Here is a 15,669-nt window from a genome sequence, read left to right on the forward strand (position 1 = left end):
TATTAAAATAATTTACCGTATCTCTCGATTTGTGTGAGATATAAACGCAAATCAAATTCCAGCTGATGGTATTGTGGCTCCATATGTTCACATAATTTATAAAAAGCTTTGTCGTGTTCTTTTTCTTTTAAGTGTGCTAATTCGTGTACTACAATCATTTTTAAAAATTCGATAGGTACTTCTTTAAATATCGAAGCAATGCGGATTTCATGTTTGGATTTAAGTTTACTGCCTTGCACCCGTGATATGCTGGTATGCAGGCCCAGTGCATGGTTGATAACATGGATTTTGTTATCAAAAGTGATTTTGCTGACTGGCTCGGTTTTGCGTAAATAGCCATTTTTAATATCGAGTACATAATCATAGAGGGCTTTATCAGTTCTGATATCGTGGACTGCCGGATATTTTTTTAAAATAATGCCAGCAAGTTGATTTTGATCTAATAACTGCTGAATCTGAGTTTGAATTGTGCCCGGGTAGGATGCTAAATATTTAAGCTGATTCATAGAAGTTTAACTACTTACCGTACTGATATTGATACGGCGGCCATCAATATCTAGTTTTAATAGCCAGTCCTGACGCTTATTTGTGCAAAAGGGCAGAGCGGTCTGGGCGTGCCAATGTTGCTGATCATGGCTTAGCAGGCGATAGTTATTGGGCCCCATTTCCATGTCTTGCATTTGCCAGCTAGCGTGGATGCTTTTTGCCTTGCCTGTAACAAGTAATTGCACTGGCTTATTGGCGCTAAGCGGTTCCTGGCTTTTTACTTGGTAATTTTCTTTATCCAGACTAAATAAACAACCTTCGCTAAAAATAGGACAGTCGATTCGTACTTCCGGCTCATTTTCCGGTGTAAACCAGCCAAATTTACTGCCGATTACGCCCAGAATAAGCGCTAGAACAACAAGATGGCCGACGGCAAGTTTGATAATCCATGTTTTCATTGGTTTAAGTCCAAGCTGCGCGCATTAAAGCAATCCCGTGAGCACCGTGCTGCATGGCGGTGGCTAGATCGCTGTGTTTCATTCCGCCCAAAGCATAGACAGGAAGCGGCCAGCCCTGTTTTAGCAGTGAACCAAGGCTGTTCCAGCCCAGCGGTGCGGCATCGGGGTGAGAAGGGGTTGGGCTGATATGCCCAAGCAGGGCGTAATCGAGTGAGAGTGCACTGGCTGCACCCAGTTCGGCAGCGTTGTGGGTGGATGCCCCAACCCAATCGAGCGCAGGTCGCTTGGCTAGTTTGAGCAGGCTGTGTGCGGAGAGGTGAACGCCATCTGCACCCAGAGCCAGTGCAAGTTCGGCGGCATTATGCAGCATCAGGCGGGTTTGCTGGTTTTTACAAATATGCAGTACTTTTTCTGCCAGTAAGCGGTATTGCGTAGTATTGAGCTGTGGTTCGCGCAAAATCAGCCAGCTTGGTTGCTTTTTTGCGAGTATTTCTAAAAAGGCGGTTTCCCCTAGTTCGCCCACATTGGAAATTGTCATCACATCAGGCAGTGCCAAGCCACGCAGAATTGGGCCATTGGCGGGCAGAATTGGTGAAACATTGAGTTTGCCAGGAGTCTGCCATGCAAATTCCTGGCCTTCATGTGCGGTGATTTCACCTTTCCAGTTGCTAATGCGGAAAAAAGACAGGCGCACACTGGCATGGGGGTAGTCAAAATTTTGTACAATCCAAGGCGTTGCGGACATAATTTCAACCCCCATTTCCTCGATTAATTCGCGCTTTAGTGCGTCCAGCTCGCTTTCGCCGCTTTCAAGCTTGCCTCCGGGAAATTCCCAGTAACCGGCATAGGGTTTGCCTGCAGGCCGGCTGCCGAGCAGGAACGAGCCATTGGCTCGTAATAAAATACCGGCTGCAACATGAGTTGTTTTGCGCATAGTTTTTTCAGATTTGGCCCTGGATTGGCGCATTTTACAGCAACACTTGGCTTGGCTCCCCTTTGGCGTGAATACTGCGGCTTATAAATTGAAAGTGTCGGGATCTGTTGGCTCTGGATTCTTTCGTCGAAGGGAGCCAACAGTATGTGCAGTAAAAGCGGGGCGACTTTGGGCCCCCCCAAGCAGAGGGCGCTTAAATTTCTAGCGTTCCCTGTGTACCCAAGTCTTTAGTTACGCGAACGTCGACGGCGCTATCTACAAATTGCAGTGATAGCGGTTCGCCATGGCTGAGCTGTGCCCCGTGGCGGACAAGCTGGCCATCAGGGCGGCTTACAAGCGCGTAACCGCGGGCTAATACGGTTTGCGGGTTCCATGGCTCAAGCCGGGCTGCCAGCATGGCCAGTTTTTGTTTGCGTTGTTCCAGCAGCCGGGGCATGGCCTGCAAAAACTGATGGGATAGGCGTTGCAAGTGTGCTTGCTGGCGTTCGGGGCTTGGTTTTAGATGATTCAGGCTTTGTGAGAGCTGCTTAAGGCGGTAATTGTTTTTTTCCAGTACCCGAATCGGTGCCAGATGTAAGCGATGGCTTAGCGCTTGCAAGTGACTTTTTTGCTGGCGTAAGCGTTCTCCGGGATGTTGTAAACGTCTTGATAGGACGTCCAGGCTTTGCATCTTGCTTTGTAGCTGGCGCTCAGCGGCCCGATGCAAAAGGCTTTGCTGGCGCGCAAGTTTGGTTTGCCATTCGCTACGGTTGGGGCTGACCAATTCTGCTGCTGCAGTGGGGGTGGCAGCCCGTACGTCAGCAACAAAATCGGCAATGCTAAAGTCGGTTTCATGGCCTACACCACTTACGATGGGAATTGTGCAGGTTGCAATTGCACGGGCAACAACTTCTTCATTGAAAGCCCATAAATCTTCCAGGCTTCCGCCTCCGCGGCACAGGATAAGAACATCGACTTCTTTTCGCGTGCTTGCTTTTTTGATGGCACTGGCAATTTGTGGTGCGGCGTCCAGCCCTTGCACGGGGCAGGGATAAAGGATGATGGGCAGGCCGGGCATACGGCGCTTTAGTGCTGCGATTACATCAGAAAGTGCGGCGGCGGCGGGGGAGGTGATAATACCCACTGCTTGCGGAAAAACGGGGAGTGTTTTTTTATGCTCGCTTGCAAATAAACCCTCACTTTCCAGTTTTTGTTTGAGTTTTTCGTAGGCGGCAAAAAGTGCGCCCAGCCCTGCTGGTCGTAGTGCTTCAATGGTCAGTTGGAAGTCACCCCGTGCCTCATATAGGGAAACCAGCGCACGTGCTTCAAGTTGCATCCCTTCACGAGGCTGGAAATTGATTAAGGCAGCTTTGTTTCTAAACATCACGCATCTTACCTGGGCATTTCCATCTTTTAAGCTGAAGTAACAATGCCCAGAGTCATAGCGTTTGAAGTTTGAAATTTCACCTGCCACCCACAACAAAGGAAAACTACTTTCCAGTAGAGTTTTGGCGCGGCGGTTGAGTTCTGTGACGGTTAAAATGACGCTATTTGTACTTGACAAACTCATGATGATCTCTATCCGGCTCTATTTAATCCACAAAATGGCTCTGGCTAACGAGTTGCGTTAGGTATTGAGAGTTGTAGTGGAGAAGTGTTGTGTAACTTATTGATTTTAATGTATATTAATGAATCATTGTGTAGCTTGCTCAGGTGAGTATACAAGCCCTGTTTAAAGAGGTGGACTCGTTATTTAAGCATTTTGTAAACAAAGTTATCCACAGTATATGAATAAATAAAAAGTCATTTCGGATCACAGGCTTAGGCTTTGCTTTTGCTTGTTTGTAGACTGCTGGTAAAATGCACTTCTTGTTTTTTTGCGGGCCGGGCCGGGTTGCTGTTTTTGTAAGATTTAAAGTTCTGTTCACTCGTATAATGGTCTTTTTTACTCACCATCAGGGGCCGCTTGTTTTAAGGTGACAGGACTGGTTGGCTTTTTACTCTTGAGTATGGCGCTTCCCCCAGCTCTTGATTCCCGTTAAAGTGACGCGCTTCTAATCGCTTCTCAGGATTAAACTATCATGCTTGCTATTATTGAAGCGGCCGGCTGGCCGATCTGGCTGATTATTGCCGCTTCTATTGCCACCGTTACCATCATCATCGAGCGCATGTTAACACTGCGTCAAAGTCAGATCCTGCCAAAAGGTTTGCTGGCGAGTGTTGTACAAGAGTATCGCAGTCGTGGTGTCAGCGCAGAAATGCTGGCGAAGCTTTCAAGTAGCAGTCCTTTGGGGCGTGTATTGTCAGCCGGTTTGAAAAATGTGCGCAGTTCTCGTGAAATTATGAAAGAGTCCATTGAAGAAGTAGGCAGCTCGGTTTCACACGAGCTGGAGCGCTATTTACCGATGTTGGGCACGTTAGCTGCTGTAACACCCCTGTTGGGTCTGTTTGGTACTGTGATCGGTATGATCGAAATTTTTGGCTCGCAAGCGCCAACAGGTGCTGCTAATCCCGCTGCTTTGGCGCATGGTATTTCCGTTGCTCTTTACAATACAGCCTTCGGGATTATAGTGGCTGTGCCTGCCTTGATTTTCTACCGATTTTTCCGCTCGAAAGTTGATAGCTACCTGGTCGAAATGGAGCAGCAGGCCGTGAAGCTGGTTGAAATTGTGCACGGTGATCGAAATTAAGGGTATGTCATGAATTTTCGTAAAGGCCGTAACCGGGAAGAGCCAGAAATTAACTTTGTGCCGTTGATTGACGTGCTGTTGGTTATTCTGATTTTTTTGATGGCCACGACAACGTATTCCAAGTTTGCCGAGTTGAAAATTACCCTGCCAACTGCTGATGCTGAGAAAACTGCAGAGAATCAGCCTAAGCCAATCAACGTGGCTATCTCGGCAAATGGTCAGTATAGCGTTAATGGTAATGCGGCTACATTTAGTACGGCAGATGATTTTGCCCTGCTGCTTCGTCGTGCCGCAGGCGAAACGCAGGACCCGATGGTCATCGTTAATGCTGATGCACAAAGTGCTCATCAGAGTGTGGTTAATGTGATGGAGGCTGCGCGCCTGGCCGGCTATGGCAAGCTGACCTTTGCTACGCAAACGAATGCCAAGTAAGCAGGGGGCTCGGGAGGGGGGATGTTAATTGATCGGATTTGGTATACGTCCCGCCACCCCCTGGCTTTTTTGCTTAGACCGCTGGCCTGGCTTTTTGCCGGTTTGAGCACGCTTAGGCGTGCTTTGTTTCGTTCGGGCCTAAAAGAAAGTGTGCGCCTGCCTGTTCCGGTGGTTATGATTGGCAATATAACAGCGGGCGGGACAGGTAAAACGCCGCTTACGCTTTATTTGACCAGGCAATTGCAATTACTTGGCTATCGTCCCGGTATTGTGTCTCGTGGTTATGGTGGTAAGGCACTGCAGCCATTTTGTGTCATGAGCGATAGCGACCCCGGTTTTTGTGGAGACGAGCCTATTTTGCTCGCTCGCTCGGGTGTGCCTGTGTATGTATGTAAAGATCGCGCAGCAGCAGGCCTGGCTCTGCTGTCTGCATGTCCTGATGTGGATATCTTGCTCTGTGATGATGGGCTGCAGCACTATCGTTTACAGCGTGATATAGAGCTATGTGTGATTGATGGTGAGCGTGGCTTTGGTAATGGTGCTTTGATTCCTGCAGGGCCGTTGCGCGAGCCTGTATCCAGGCTAAACACCGTTGATGCGGTGATTGTGAATGGCCGTGATGATTCGGTAAACCACCCATTTTTATTTCAAATGTCCTTACAGCCCGGTTTTTTTTATTCACCGGTGAATGCCGATCGGCTTGAGTGGCAAGGTTTGCGGGTGGCTGCTGTCTGTGGTATTGGTAACCCGGAGCGTTTTTTTACCACTCTTCATGCTTTGGGTTTAGTGTTTAGCAGGCATGCTTTTGCTGACCATCATGTGTTTAGTGCCGCCGATTTGCCTGATGCTGACATTATTGTGGTGACTGAAAAAGATGCGGTAAAACTCGCTGTGCTCGCAGATGTTAGAATATGGGTTTTGCCCGTAAGTGCGGCACTGGCACCTGATCTGGCTGCGTGGCTGGATGCCAAAATAACTGAGCTTTAGCGTCAGCCTTTGGTAGATGCAAAGCTTGGGGAGCGTTAGCTGATGAATAGATTAAATTGAGTGAGAAAATAATGGATACAAAGTTATTGGAAATTCTAGTGTGCCCGGCTTGTAAGGGGCCACTGGTTTATGAAAAAAGCGCCCAAGAGCTGATTTGTAAAGTAGATCGCTTGGCTTTTGCCATTAAAGATGGCATTCCTGTCATGTTGCAGACAGAGGCTCGTGAACTTGATTCTGCGGAAGAAGTGCAGTGAGTTTCGTAGCGCTTATTCCTGCGCGGCTTAAATCTACCCGTTTGCCGAATAAGCCTCTGGCTGATATTGGTGGTAAGCCGATGATTGTACGGGTGATTGAACAAGCGCTTAAATCTTCGGCGAACCAGGTTTGCGTTGCCACTGATGATGAGCAGATCAAGTCTGTGGTAGAGGCCGCTGGCTATGCTGCTATTTTAACGCGTAGCAATCATCCTAGCGGAACGGATCGCCTGGCCGAGGCAGTTGAGCATTTGGGTCTGCCTGATGATGCGATAGTTGTGAATGTGCAAGGTGATGAGCCGCTGATTGACCCCTCTTTGATCGATGCCGTGGCAGCTAAACTTATTGCTGACCGCAGTCTGTCCATGTCGACGGCTTGCCATGCCATTAGCGATCAAGCTGATTTTCTGAATTCGAATGTTGTGAAAGTGGTCTTAGATGCAAAGCAGCGGGCTATGTATTTTAGCCGTGCTGCTATTCCCTGGCCCCGTGATGCTTTCATGCAGGATCAATCTGCTTTACCTGCTGGGCTTATAGCATTACGCCATATTGGTATTTATGGCTATCGTGCAGAGTTTTTACGTACTTACCAAAAACTGTCGCCATCTTGCATCGAATCTATCGAAGCACTGGAACAACTGCGTGTGCTGTGGCATGGTTACACCATTGGTGTACATACTTCAGCTGATGTTCCACTCGCGGGTGTCGATACCCCCGAAGATCTGGCGCGTGTACGTGATGCTTTTGCCCGCTTAACCAAAATCTAAAAAACATTAACCACTAGGGAATAATAATGAGATTAATTCTTCTGGGTGCACCAGGCGCCGGTAAGGGCACGCAAGCAACTTACATCAAAGAAAAATACAATATCCCACAAATTTCTACCGGTGATATGCTGCGTGCCGCTGTAAAAGCAGGCACTCCGCTGGGTCTGGAAGCAAAATCCATCATGGATGCAGGTGGTTTGGTACGTGATGACATCATTATTGGTTTGGTGAAAGAGCGTATTACTCATGCTGATTGTGCTAATGGCTTCTTGTTTGATGGTTTTCCACGCACGGTGCCACAAGCAGATGCGATGAAGGAAGCTGGCGTAGTCATTGATTATGTTGTAGAGATCGATGTGCCCGATGAAGCGATTGTAGATCGTATGGCTGGCCGTCGTGTACATATGGCTTCAGGTCGTACTTACCATGTAAAATTCAACCCGCCTAAGGTTGAAGGGGTAGACGATATAACAGGAGAGGCACTGATTCAACGTGCTGATGATGAAGAAGAAACTGTTAAAAAGCGTTTATCGGTTTATCACGAGCAAACTGAAGTACTGGTTGGTTATTATGGTGAAATGGCTGCAAACGGTGATGCAACTGCACCTAAATACGTTAAAGTTAATGGTGTAGGGCAAGTTGAAGCCATTCGTGATCAGCTCTTTGCTGCTCTGGGTGAGTGATAAGGCTTAATGCCAAGCACTAAAAAAGCCGCGAAAAATGAACTGGCCCCAATAAGTTGGATAGTTTAAAAACTAGGTACTCAAGGGCTGGGTTCTGTATTGCGCAGGACTCAGCCCTTTTAACTTCAACTTGATTCGGTTGTGGTTATAGTAATGGATGTAATCCACGAGGCCTTGCTCCAGTTGCTCAGTGTAGAAGTTCAGACTTGATCTGGCAGTAGGTCTTGCCAGCAGGTGGGGTTACCCGTTTTGATAGAGGTGCGAATCTTTATTCAAAACAGCGCGCAAGCGCAGGAGTAACCCCATGGCTAATCTAAACCAAAACTTCATCAAGCACAAAATCGGCCTGCTTAATCTCGCTACCGAACTGGGCAACGTATCCAAAGTCTGCAAAATGATGGGACTGTCGCGCGATACCTTTTATCGCTATCAACATGCGGTTGAAGACGGTGGCGTCGAAGCACTCTTCGACTCCAATCGCCGCAAACCCAATCCCAAGAACCGAGTCGATGAGGCAATAGAATCCGCCGTCATTGCCTATGCCACTGAGCAACCCGCCCATGGACAAGTACGCACCAGCAACGAACTGCGGTTGCGCGGTGTTTTTGTCTCTGCCTCTGGTGTGCGTTCAATTTGGCTCAGACATGATTTGGCGTCGTTCAAACAGCGGTTGCAGGCACTGGAGAAGCAGGTTGCCGAACAGCAAATCATACTGAGTGAGGCTCAAGTTGCGGCACTGGAGCGCAAGCAGGATGACGATGTCGCACAGGGTGAAATTGACACGGCTCATCCTGGTTATTTGGGCTCGCAAGACATGTTTTATGTCGGTACGATCAAAGGTGTGGGGCGCATTTACCAACAAACCTTTGTCGATACCTATAGCAAAGTGGCCTTTGCCAAGCTGTATACGACTAAGACGCCAATCACAGCGGCTGATTTACTCCATGACCGGGTACTGCCGTTCTTTGCCGAACAAGAAATGGGGATGCTGCGCATTCTGACCGACTGTGGCACGGAGTATTGCGGCAAAGCCGAAACACATGATTACCAGCTGTATTTGGCTATCAATGAGATTGAGCACACCAAAACTAAAGTGCGGCATCCACAAACGAGCGGCATTTGCGAGCGCGTCCATAAAACGATTCTGCAAGAGTTTTACCAAGTGCCCTTCAGGCGTAAGCTGTATCAGTCACTGGACGAGCTGCAAACGGATCTGGACGCATGGCCGGACTACTACAACCACCAACGTACGCATCAAGGGGAAATGTGCTGCGGCAGGACACCGCTGCAGACGTTGTTAGAAGGCAAATCGCTCTGGAAGGAGAAGGTCGACAATCTAAACTGATCTGACAATCCGGCACCAATCAAAATGGGGACTGTCAGATCAGGTCTGAACTTCTACACATAAAAACACCCCAAAAATATGGACGAGTGTCCAACTTTTGGGGTGAAGTTCAAATTTCGCGGCTTTTTTAGTGCTTGGTATAGTTATACGCCTAAATCCTCAACCCATTTAAGTGCTTGCACATGGGAGCGGTTCAGCATATCCGGGGTAAGATGCAGCTGCTCACAAAGGAAGGGAACCTCTGACATGTCTGGATCTTCGCAGGCCTCAGCAAGGGCTAGAAATGGCCCGTAAATCCCTGTTCTGGTCATGAGCGCATCGCTAACATTTTCAGGCAGAATCAGTGTTTCCAAGATTCTTTCCATTGGCATATCAAGCAATACATCCAGTAAGGAAAATACACCAACAATAAAGAGGTTGTCCCTGTCTTGCCCATCAAGCAAATGGGCACCGAGTAACTCAACTAAGCGGCCACGAGTAATTGCCGTTTTAAGTAATGCGGGAGGTGAGCTGTTATCCGCACCGGCAGTTACTAATAGCAGGGTGAGCCAGCGATAAAGTTTTTGATAACCCAGTATTGTGACGGCATGGCGGAAAGACTGAATCTCGCACGATAGGCCAAATCCAACTGAGTTAATGTAACGCAGTAATTTGAATGATAAAGCTACGTCTCGTTTGAGGGCGTTTTCTATATCTTTTAATTCGGCATTGTTACGCAGCATATTCAATAAATTTAGAATATTGGCGTAGCTTGGATTAATGACTTTTGCGGCAAGTGTTTCCGGGTGGGCGAAGTAATAGCCCTGGAAGCATTCAAAGCCCAATTCCATGCAGTGTTTGAATTCTTCTTTTGTTTCTACTTTTTCTGCAACCTGCAGTGCTTTGGAACAACGTAATTCTTTAGATAGGGCCGGGACCTGAGTCATACCTAATAGCTGAATATCAAGCTTGATATAATCAGCAAATTCAAGAAAAGGTGCTGTTTGCGGAGTGAGAACAAAGTCATCAAGTGCAATTGAAAAGCCAAGGTCTTTAAGGTTTTGCAGGCGTGAAAGTAATTGTGGCGTGGCTTCAGTAGTTTCAACTACTTCTAAAATAACGCGCTCTGGGTGAAGTAGCTCAAGAAAATTACTTTCGAGCATGGATTCTGCAACGTTAATAAAGGCCAGTTTATTACCAACCAGCCAATCTGTTCCCATATTGCTTAGGGTATTGACCAGTACATTGGTGCCAGCTTGCATATCACTGGAGAAATTAGCGGTGATTGCTTCTTTATTGAGTCGAAATAATAGCTCGTAGCCAATAATTTCTTGCTGGCGGTTAAGGATGGGTTGTCTGCCGATAAATGCGTGGTCTTGCGTCATATTTTTGAAATACCCTGTGCGCGATGTCGAGTTGGCATTCGCATCGGAAAATAGTATCAGATTGCACTCGGGACATGTGCATATCCCGAGTATTTAATGAAAGATTAAAGCGTTTTTTCAAGGAAACGAGAAGTGCGGATAGCCGCGTTGTCTGCATCGACAGCCCCCAACAAGTCTTCCATATCGAGCACAAGCACAACAGAGCCGTCACCAGATAGCGTTGCACCCGCAACACCTTTGGGGCGAATGTTTTGTAGTGGTTTGATGACTACATCGTCCCGGCCAATAAAGCTATCTACGGCCAGAATAAATGAATGCTCTGCGGATTGCATCAGAACACCAAATTGAGGAAGTTGTACTTCGTCCCAACCAAGCAGGCTGGCTAAAGAGCGGACAGACAGAATTTCATCGCGTACAACAATCGTAGCACGCCCAGATACCTCTTGAATTTGCTCATGGCGAATCGGGATGATTTCCCGCACCATGGCAAGTGGCACAGCAAAAGGCTGACCACACACGCGTACTACAAGCACGGGGAGAATGGCCAGTGTGAGGGGTAGAGAAATGGTAAAGCGTGAGCCCTCGCCGACAATTGACTGGATATCAATGCGTCCATTTAGGCGCTGGATATTGGTTTTCACAACATCCATCCCCACCCCTCGGCCGGAGACGCTGGAAACTTGGTCTTTAGTCGAGAAACCGGGCATAAAGATCAGTTGCAGGCTTTGTTTATCATCCAGACTGTTGGCGGTTTCAATATCAATCAAGCCTTTTTCGACGGCTTTTTTGCGGATCACATCCGGGCGCATGCCACGGCCATCGTCAGTAATTGAAATCAGAATATGATCGCCTACCTGGGTGGCGGACAATTCAACAATAGCTTTTGCTGGCTTTCCACTGGTCTTGCGATCTTCCATGGTTTCTATGCCATGATCGACTGCATTGCGAACCAAGTGAACCAGTGGATCGTTTAAATCTTCAAGCATGGTTTTATCAAGTTCAGTTTCTTCACCCGAAATAACCAGTTCAACATCTTTGCCCAGTTGCCGTGCCAAATCGCGTGCCAAACGGGGATATTTCTGGAAGAGGCGCCCGATGGGTTGCATGCGGGTCTTCATCACCGCATTTTGTAAATCGCCTACAAGCAGATCAAGCTGGCTGATGGCCTCATCCATCGCTTTGAGGGTGTTGCCATCCATTTTGCCCGCCATGATATCGGTGCGCAGTGTGGTTAGGCGGTTTTTGGTTAGGCCAATTTCACCAGACAGATTGAGTACTTGATCCAGTCGCACGGTATCAATGCGGATCGTTGCTTCTTGTGGTGCAGTAGCTGCTTGTTGTTGAGGCGCCGCTGCGGGGGCCACTGCAGTTTTGGCGACAGGAGCGGGTTTCAGGCTATTCATTGGGTCAGAAACAACTTGTTCCATGGCTGCAGGCTCATGCTGTATGACATTAACAGGCGCAGCAATGGCTGCTCCAGGGAGGGTTTCTTGGCCAAGTAAGGCATTATAAAGGTTGTTCCAGTCAGGGCCTTCTGCAGCATGCTGAACGACAGCTGCTGGGGCTGCTGGGGTTGGAGTCGTCGTTACTGCTGTTTCCAGAGGTCGCCCCTCAAGTACAGCATCGAGGGCTGCAATTAGCTCTTCAGGGGCATTATTAGGCAGGGCGCCCTTTGCCAGAGCTCCAAACATGTCCCGAACCACACCAGTGGCGGCCATGATGGTGTCCATGATTTCCGGCGTAAGGACGAGCTCCAGAGTGCGGAGTTTGTCAAACAGGTTTTCTGTCCGGTGGCAAAGGCGAACCATTGCGTCAACATTTAAAAAGCCAGCACCGCCCTTAATGGTGTGAAAGCCTCTGAAAATATCATTCAGAAGATTTTTATCATTAGGCCGTTTTTCAAGCTCAACTAGCTTGTTGTCGACTTCTGACAGGAGCTCAGACGCTTCTGTTAAAAAATCTTGCAGCAGATCTTCCATGCCGCCAAAGTCAGTGCTCATCTTCGCTTCCCCAAAGGTTGCGTTCATTCAATTTAATTGCTGCTTAGAAACCTAGACTTTCAAGTAAATCATCAACCTGTCCCTGATTTGTAACGATGTCTGTCCGGCCTTCAGGGTTGATAACTGGGCCGTTGAGAAGGGACGATTCTTCATCCGGCCTGAGCCCTTCTATTTTTACGCTACCCTGAGGGGAAAACATGAGTAAGAAGTCCATCAGATGAGCTTCCATTTGCTTGGACATATCCAGTACTTTTTTGATGACTTGTCCAGTTAGATCCTGGAAGTCCTGAGCCATCATGATTTCCAGCATTTTGCTACCGATCTGATCGGAACCTACAACTGTTTCATTTAAATGTGTGCGGGTTTTTTCAACTAGAGCTTTGAACTCATCTACGGAGAGCTGGTTGGCTAAGAGCTTATCCCACTGTCCGCCCAGCGCTTTTGCGTCGTCGCTGATCTTATCCTGTATAGGTTTTGCAGCATCTAGAGCATTGAGTGTGCGATCTGCAGCTTGTTCAGTCAGTGTGGCGATGTAGGAAAGGCGGTCACGTGCATCGGGTATATCATTCGCCGCTTTTTCTAGTGATTTATCCAGTCCGAGTTCTTTGAGTGTGTCATGTAGTTTTCGAGTTAAGTGCCCGATATGTGCAAACATTGCACGGGCAGGATCATTGAGCTCTTCAGCAGTCAGCGCAGGCGCAGCACTGGTTGCGACAGGAGCAGCAGCAGCCAGCACAGGCTCCGTGGGTTCACTATCCTGGCTGGAATGAGCGATGCTATCGAAAAGTGCTTCTAGGTCCGCGGAATCTCCGCTATTTAGTGCATGATCGTTCACAGTCGCCTCCGGTGCGTCTGTCAGGTTCTTGTTCTACTTGCTCATATTGGTGAAAACTTTCTTCAGTTTTTCATCCAATGTAGCCGCTGTGAATGGTTTTACTATGTATCCGTTGGCGCCTGCCGTAGCCGCTTCGATGATATTTTCTTTTTTCGCTTCTGCTGTCACCATCATTACGGGCAAGTGCTTGAGCTGTGCATCAGCACGAATTGCGCGCAACAGTTCAATGCCTGTCATATTTGGCATATTCCAGTCTGTAACCACAAATTCGAAAGAGCCATTTTTCAGTTTATGCAAGGCAACTTGCCCATCTTCGGCCTCGTCAACATTGGAAAAGCCTAGCTCTTTTAAAAGGTTACGCACAATACGGCGCATTGTGGAAAAATCATCCACTACTAAAATACGCAGGTTACTATCTGCCATGTGTTACTCCATGTCGCTTACATTTGGTGTGTAAACGGCTTGTTTTTATTGAACTAAAACTAACCAACCAGTAAGGGGGTGATTGTGTCGGCTAGAATAACTGGGTCGAATTTTGCTACATATGCATCTACACCAACACTGCTCCCCATTGCTCTATTTGCATTTGAAGATAATGATGAATGCATGACGATGGAATACCTTGGAATCGATTGTCAGATTTAATGTATTTTGTCAGAACATAACCATCCATCTCGGGCATTTCAGCATCAACTAAGATCATTTTCAATTTTTCGCGCAGGCGTTCACCGTCATGTGTGGCACGATTCGCTAAATTTTGTAATTTATCCCAAGCTTCCCGGCCATTATTGGCTTGGTGATATTTCACGCCGATTTTATCGAGTACGCTGATAATTTCCTTGCGTGCAACCATAGAATCATCCACAAAAAACATAAATGTTTCGGGGTTGATCGCGGCACGTTGCAGATCCGGGATGATGGGCTCGCCAATAACGCTGGCTAAAATTTGCTCTACATCTAAGATTGAAACAAGTTTGCCATCGGGTAGTTCGGTTAATGCAGTAATGAGTTGTTGATTACCGGCTAACATGGTCTCGGGGGCCCGTACCTTGTCCCAATCCACTCGGATAATCCTATCTACTTCGTGAACCAAGAATGCCTGAGTATGTTTGGAAAACTCCGTGACAATCATTGTGCTGGTGGCATCTGCCGAGGGAGTTTCTTGTGTAGCTACAAATTTTGCCAGCGCTATCACGGGAATGATATTACCACGCAAAGAAAGCACGCCTTCTACGCCTAAAGGCATATTAGGTGTTTTGGTAATTTTTGGTGTTTGTGAAACTTCACGCACTTTAAATACATTAATCCCGAATATTTCACGAGTGCCTAAGGTGAACAGCAGGATTTCCATTTTATTCGAGCCCGCCAGTTTTGTTCTGGCATCGATGCTTTCAAGCAAGTTAGTTTGATTACTGGACATGAAGGGCCTCCTTAATATTGCGTGTTAACCTGCTCATTCGGTGAGAAGGAAGTTGGCGATCGCCTCAGATAATCGGTGGGGTTCAAATTTTGCAACATAGCCATCAACGCCAACGGACTGTCCTAGTTTTTGATTGGAAGCGCCGGATAATGAGGAATGCATCAGGACTGGAATGCCGGAAAAACGCGGATCGCTCTTAATTAGTTTAGTAAGCATGTAGCCGTCCATTTCTGGCATTTCCACATCAGTGAGAACCAGCTGCACCATGTCTTTAACTGTTTTGCCTTGCAGATCTGCTGATTGAGCAATGCGTTGCAATTCATCCCATGCACGTTTTCCATTGATGGTTGAAATGTGCTTGATTTTCATTGCGTCAAGTGTCATTTCAATTTGCCGCCGGGCAACGACTGAGTCATCAGCGAGGAAAACGGTTTTTGATGAGAGACTTTTGTCCTGAATGATGGTATCGGGGTCAATTTTGTCCGTGCCTGGAATGGACTCTGCAAGTACTTTTTCAACATCCATCATCATAACAAGCTTGTTGTTTTCAAGCTCGGTGACTGCCACAACCAACCCACCCATCTGGGACATTAGCATATCGGGGGGAACACGCATTTGCGACCAGTCCAGACGTAATATTGTATCCACCGCTTCAACTAAGAAACCTTGAGTATGACCGTTGTACTCGGAAACAATCATGATTTCCGGACGCGTTGCTGTGGCTATACCTGCATAACGTGCAAGATCAATGACAGGGACCAATGTGCCACGTAAGCTGACCATGCCTTCAATGGATGGGGGCATATCTGGCGCTTTAGTAATGTCAGGCGTTCGCATGACTTCACGAACTTTGAAGACATTAATGGCGAAATTCTCTCTTCGGCCGGTTCGCTCATCCTGCCCGAGAGTAAACAACAGAATTTCTAGCTTGTTGGTACCTGCAAGCTTTGTACGAGCATCAATATTTTTTAATAAGTCAGACACGGAGTGGCTCCAAGCTGCGTTTAAGTATTCTTAACCGACTGTGTGTAGGGG

At 47.5% G+C, this 15,669-nt stretch carries 16 protein-coding genes and 2 pseudogenes; 7 read left to right on the forward strand and 11 right to left on the reverse strand.

Annotated features, from left to right (window positions below):
- Positions 1-2: 2 nt before the first annotated feature.
- The 4 genes from EJO50_RS03225 to xseA all read right to left on the reverse strand — a co-directional run bounded on the left by EJO50_RS03225 (position 3) and on the right by xseA (position 3,427).
- Positions 3-506, reverse strand: coding sequence for a M48 family metallopeptidase (locus EJO50_RS03225; RefSeq protein WP_125971549.1), 504 nt, complete (start codon positions 504-506; stop codon positions 3-5).
- A 6-nt stretch (positions 507-512) separates the two neighbouring features.
- Positions 513-944 carry a hypothetical protein gene (locus EJO50_RS03230; RefSeq protein WP_125971551.1) on the reverse strand — a complete coding sequence of 144 codons (432 nt, stop codon included), beginning with the start codon at positions 942-944 and terminating at the stop codon, positions 513-515.
- Positions 945-948: 4 nt separating this feature from the next.
- Positions 949-1,878, reverse strand: coding sequence for a Nudix family hydrolase (locus tag EJO50_RS03235; protein ID WP_125971552.1), 930 nt, complete (start codon positions 1,876-1,878; stop codon positions 949-951).
- 193 nt (positions 1,879-2,071) lie between these two features.
- Complete coding sequence (gene xseA / locus EJO50_RS03240) at positions 2,072-3,427, reverse strand: exodeoxyribonuclease VII large subunit (RefSeq protein WP_125971554.1); 1,356 nt, start codon at positions 3,425-3,427, stop codon at positions 2,072-2,074.
- Positions 3,428-3,938: 511 nt separating this feature from the next.
- Between xseA and EJO50_RS03245 the strand changes: the two genes are divergently transcribed.
- The 6 genes from EJO50_RS03245 to adk all read left to right on the forward strand — a co-directional run bounded on the left by EJO50_RS03245 (position 3,939) and on the right by adk (position 7,670).
- The gene (locus tag EJO50_RS03245; RefSeq protein WP_125971556.1) at positions 3,939-4,547 is read left to right on the forward strand and encodes a MotA/TolQ/ExbB proton channel family protein; all 609 of its coding nucleotides are present in this window, start codon (positions 3,939-3,941) and stop codon (positions 4,545-4,547) included.
- A gap of 9 nt (positions 4,548-4,556) precedes the next feature.
- On the forward strand, positions 4,557-4,979 hold the full coding sequence (locus tag EJO50_RS03250) for an ExbD/TolR family protein (RefSeq protein WP_125971558.1): 423 nt from the start codon (positions 4,557-4,559) through the stop codon (positions 4,977-4,979).
- A 21-nt stretch (positions 4,980-5,000) separates the two neighbouring features.
- Entirely contained in the window at positions 5,001-5,966 is a 966-nt protein-coding gene (lpxK, locus tag EJO50_RS03255; RefSeq protein ID WP_125971560.1) for a tetraacyldisaccharide 4'-kinase, read from the forward strand.
- 71 nt (positions 5,967-6,037) lie between these two features.
- Complete coding sequence (locus EJO50_RS03260) at positions 6,038-6,220, forward strand: Trm112 family protein (RefSeq protein WP_125971561.1); 183 nt, start codon at positions 6,038-6,040, stop codon at positions 6,218-6,220.
- Positions 6,217-6,987 carry a 3-deoxy-manno-octulosonate cytidylyltransferase gene (kdsB, locus tag EJO50_RS03265; protein WP_125971563.1) on the forward strand — a complete coding sequence of 257 codons (771 nt, stop codon included), beginning with the start codon at positions 6,217-6,219 and terminating at the stop codon, positions 6,985-6,987. The genes EJO50_RS03260 and kdsB overlap by 4 nt, the downstream gene beginning before the upstream one ends.
- Positions 6,988-7,013: 26 nt before the next feature.
- Entirely contained in the window at positions 7,014-7,670 is a 657-nt protein-coding gene (gene adk, locus EJO50_RS03270; RefSeq protein ID WP_125971565.1) for an adenylate kinase, read from the forward strand.
- 72 nt (positions 7,671-7,742) lie between these two features.
- Here adk and EJO50_RS17705 read toward each other — a convergent pair.
- Positions 7,743-7,859: pseudogene (locus EJO50_RS17705) on the reverse strand (IS3 family transposase); the annotation flags it as partial.
- Positions 7,860-7,974: 115 nt separating this feature from the next.
- Between EJO50_RS17705 and EJO50_RS03280 the strand changes: the two are divergent.
- Positions 7,975-9,015: an IS481 family transposase gene (locus EJO50_RS03280; RefSeq protein ID WP_125971567.1), complete on the forward strand. Its 1,041-nt coding sequence runs from the start codon at positions 7,975-7,977 to the stop codon at positions 9,013-9,015.
- Positions 9,016-9,158: 143 nt separating this feature from the next.
- Here EJO50_RS03280 and EJO50_RS03285 read toward each other — a convergent pair whose 3' ends face one another.
- The 6 genes and pseudogenes from EJO50_RS03285 to EJO50_RS03310 all read right to left on the reverse strand — a co-directional run bounded on the left by EJO50_RS03285 (position 9,159) and on the right by EJO50_RS03310 (position 15,618).
- Positions 9,159-10,379: an EAL and HDOD domain-containing protein gene (locus EJO50_RS03285; protein WP_125971568.1), complete on the reverse strand. Its 1,221-nt coding sequence runs from the start codon at positions 10,377-10,379 to the stop codon at positions 9,159-9,161.
- Positions 10,380-10,483: 104 nt separating this feature from the next.
- Positions 10,484-12,406, reverse strand: a complete 1,923-nt coding sequence (locus EJO50_RS03290; protein ID WP_233702164.1) for a chemotaxis protein CheA — start codon at positions 12,404-12,406, stop codon at positions 10,484-10,486.
- Between the two features lie 16 nt (positions 12,407-12,422).
- On the reverse strand, positions 12,423-13,214 hold the full coding sequence (cheZ, locus tag EJO50_RS03295) for a protein phosphatase CheZ (RefSeq protein WP_125971571.1): 792 nt from the start codon (positions 13,212-13,214) through the stop codon (positions 12,423-12,425).
- A 33-nt stretch (positions 13,215-13,247) separates the two neighbouring features.
- Positions 13,248-13,637, reverse strand: coding sequence for a chemotaxis response regulator CheY (gene cheY / locus EJO50_RS03300; RefSeq protein ID WP_125971573.1), 390 nt, complete (start codon positions 13,635-13,637; stop codon positions 13,248-13,250).
- A gap of 59 nt (positions 13,638-13,696) precedes the next feature.
- Positions 13,697-14,634, reverse strand: a pseudogene (locus EJO50_RS03305) (chemotaxis protein).
- A gap of 33 nt (positions 14,635-14,667) precedes the next feature.
- On the reverse strand, positions 14,668-15,618 hold the full coding sequence (locus tag EJO50_RS03310; protein WP_125971574.1) for a chemotaxis protein: 951 nt from the start codon (positions 15,616-15,618) through the stop codon (positions 14,668-14,670).
- Between the last annotated feature and the right edge of the window lie 51 nt (positions 15,619-15,669).

The organism is Iodobacter ciconiae, from assembly GCF_003952345.1.
Lineage (GTDB): Bacteria > Pseudomonadota > Gammaproteobacteria > Burkholderiales > Chitinibacteraceae > Iodobacter > Iodobacter ciconiae.

What these genes read in the sequence shown, in the direction of transcription:
- EJO50_RS03250 (WP_125971558.1), top strand. Translation starts at nt 4,557, where the DNA reads ATGAATTTTCGTAAAGGCCGTAACCGGGAAGAGCCAGAAATTAACTTT.
- EJO50_RS03280 (WP_125971567.1), top strand. Translation starts at nt 7,975, where the DNA reads ATGGCTAATCTAAACCAAAACTTCATCAAGCACAAAATCGGCCTGCTT.
- EJO50_RS03285 (WP_125971568.1), bottom strand. Translation starts at nt 10,379, where the DNA reads ATGACGCAAGACCACGCATTTATCGGCAGACAACCCATCCTTAACCGC.
- EJO50_RS03225 (WP_125971549.1), bottom strand. Translation starts at nt 506, where the DNA reads ATGAATCAGCTTAAATATTTAGCATCCTACCCGGGCACAATTCAAACT.
- cheY (WP_125971573.1), bottom strand. Translation starts at nt 13,637, where the DNA reads ATGGCAGATAGTAACCTGCGTATTTTAGTAGTGGATGATTTTTCCACA.
- EJO50_RS03260 (WP_125971561.1), top strand. Translation starts at nt 6,038, where the DNA reads ATGGATACAAAGTTATTGGAAATTCTAGTGTGCCCGGCTTGTAAGGGG.
- EJO50_RS03230 (WP_125971551.1), bottom strand. Translation starts at nt 944, where the DNA reads ATGAAAACATGGATTATCAAACTTGCCGTCGGCCATCTTGTTGTTCTA.
- EJO50_RS03245 (WP_125971556.1), top strand. Translation starts at nt 3,939, where the DNA reads ATGCTTGCTATTATTGAAGCGGCCGGCTGGCCGATCTGGCTGATTATT.
- lpxK (WP_125971560.1), top strand. Translation starts at nt 5,001, where the DNA reads ATGTTAATTGATCGGATTTGGTATACGTCCCGCCACCCCCTGGCTTTT.
- xseA (WP_125971554.1), bottom strand. Translation starts at nt 3,427, where the DNA reads ATGAGTTTGTCAAGTACAAATAGCGTCATTTTAACCGTCACAGAACTC.
- adk (WP_125971565.1), top strand. Translation starts at nt 7,014, where the DNA reads ATGAGATTAATTCTTCTGGGTGCACCAGGCGCCGGTAAGGGCACGCAA.
- EJO50_RS03290 (WP_233702164.1), bottom strand. Translation starts at nt 12,406, where the DNA reads ATGAACGCAACCTTTGGGGAAGCGAAGATGAGCACTGACTTTGGCGGC.
- EJO50_RS03235 (WP_125971552.1), bottom strand. Translation starts at nt 1,878, where the DNA reads ATGCGCAAAACAACTCATGTTGCAGCCGGTATTTTATTACGAGCCAAT.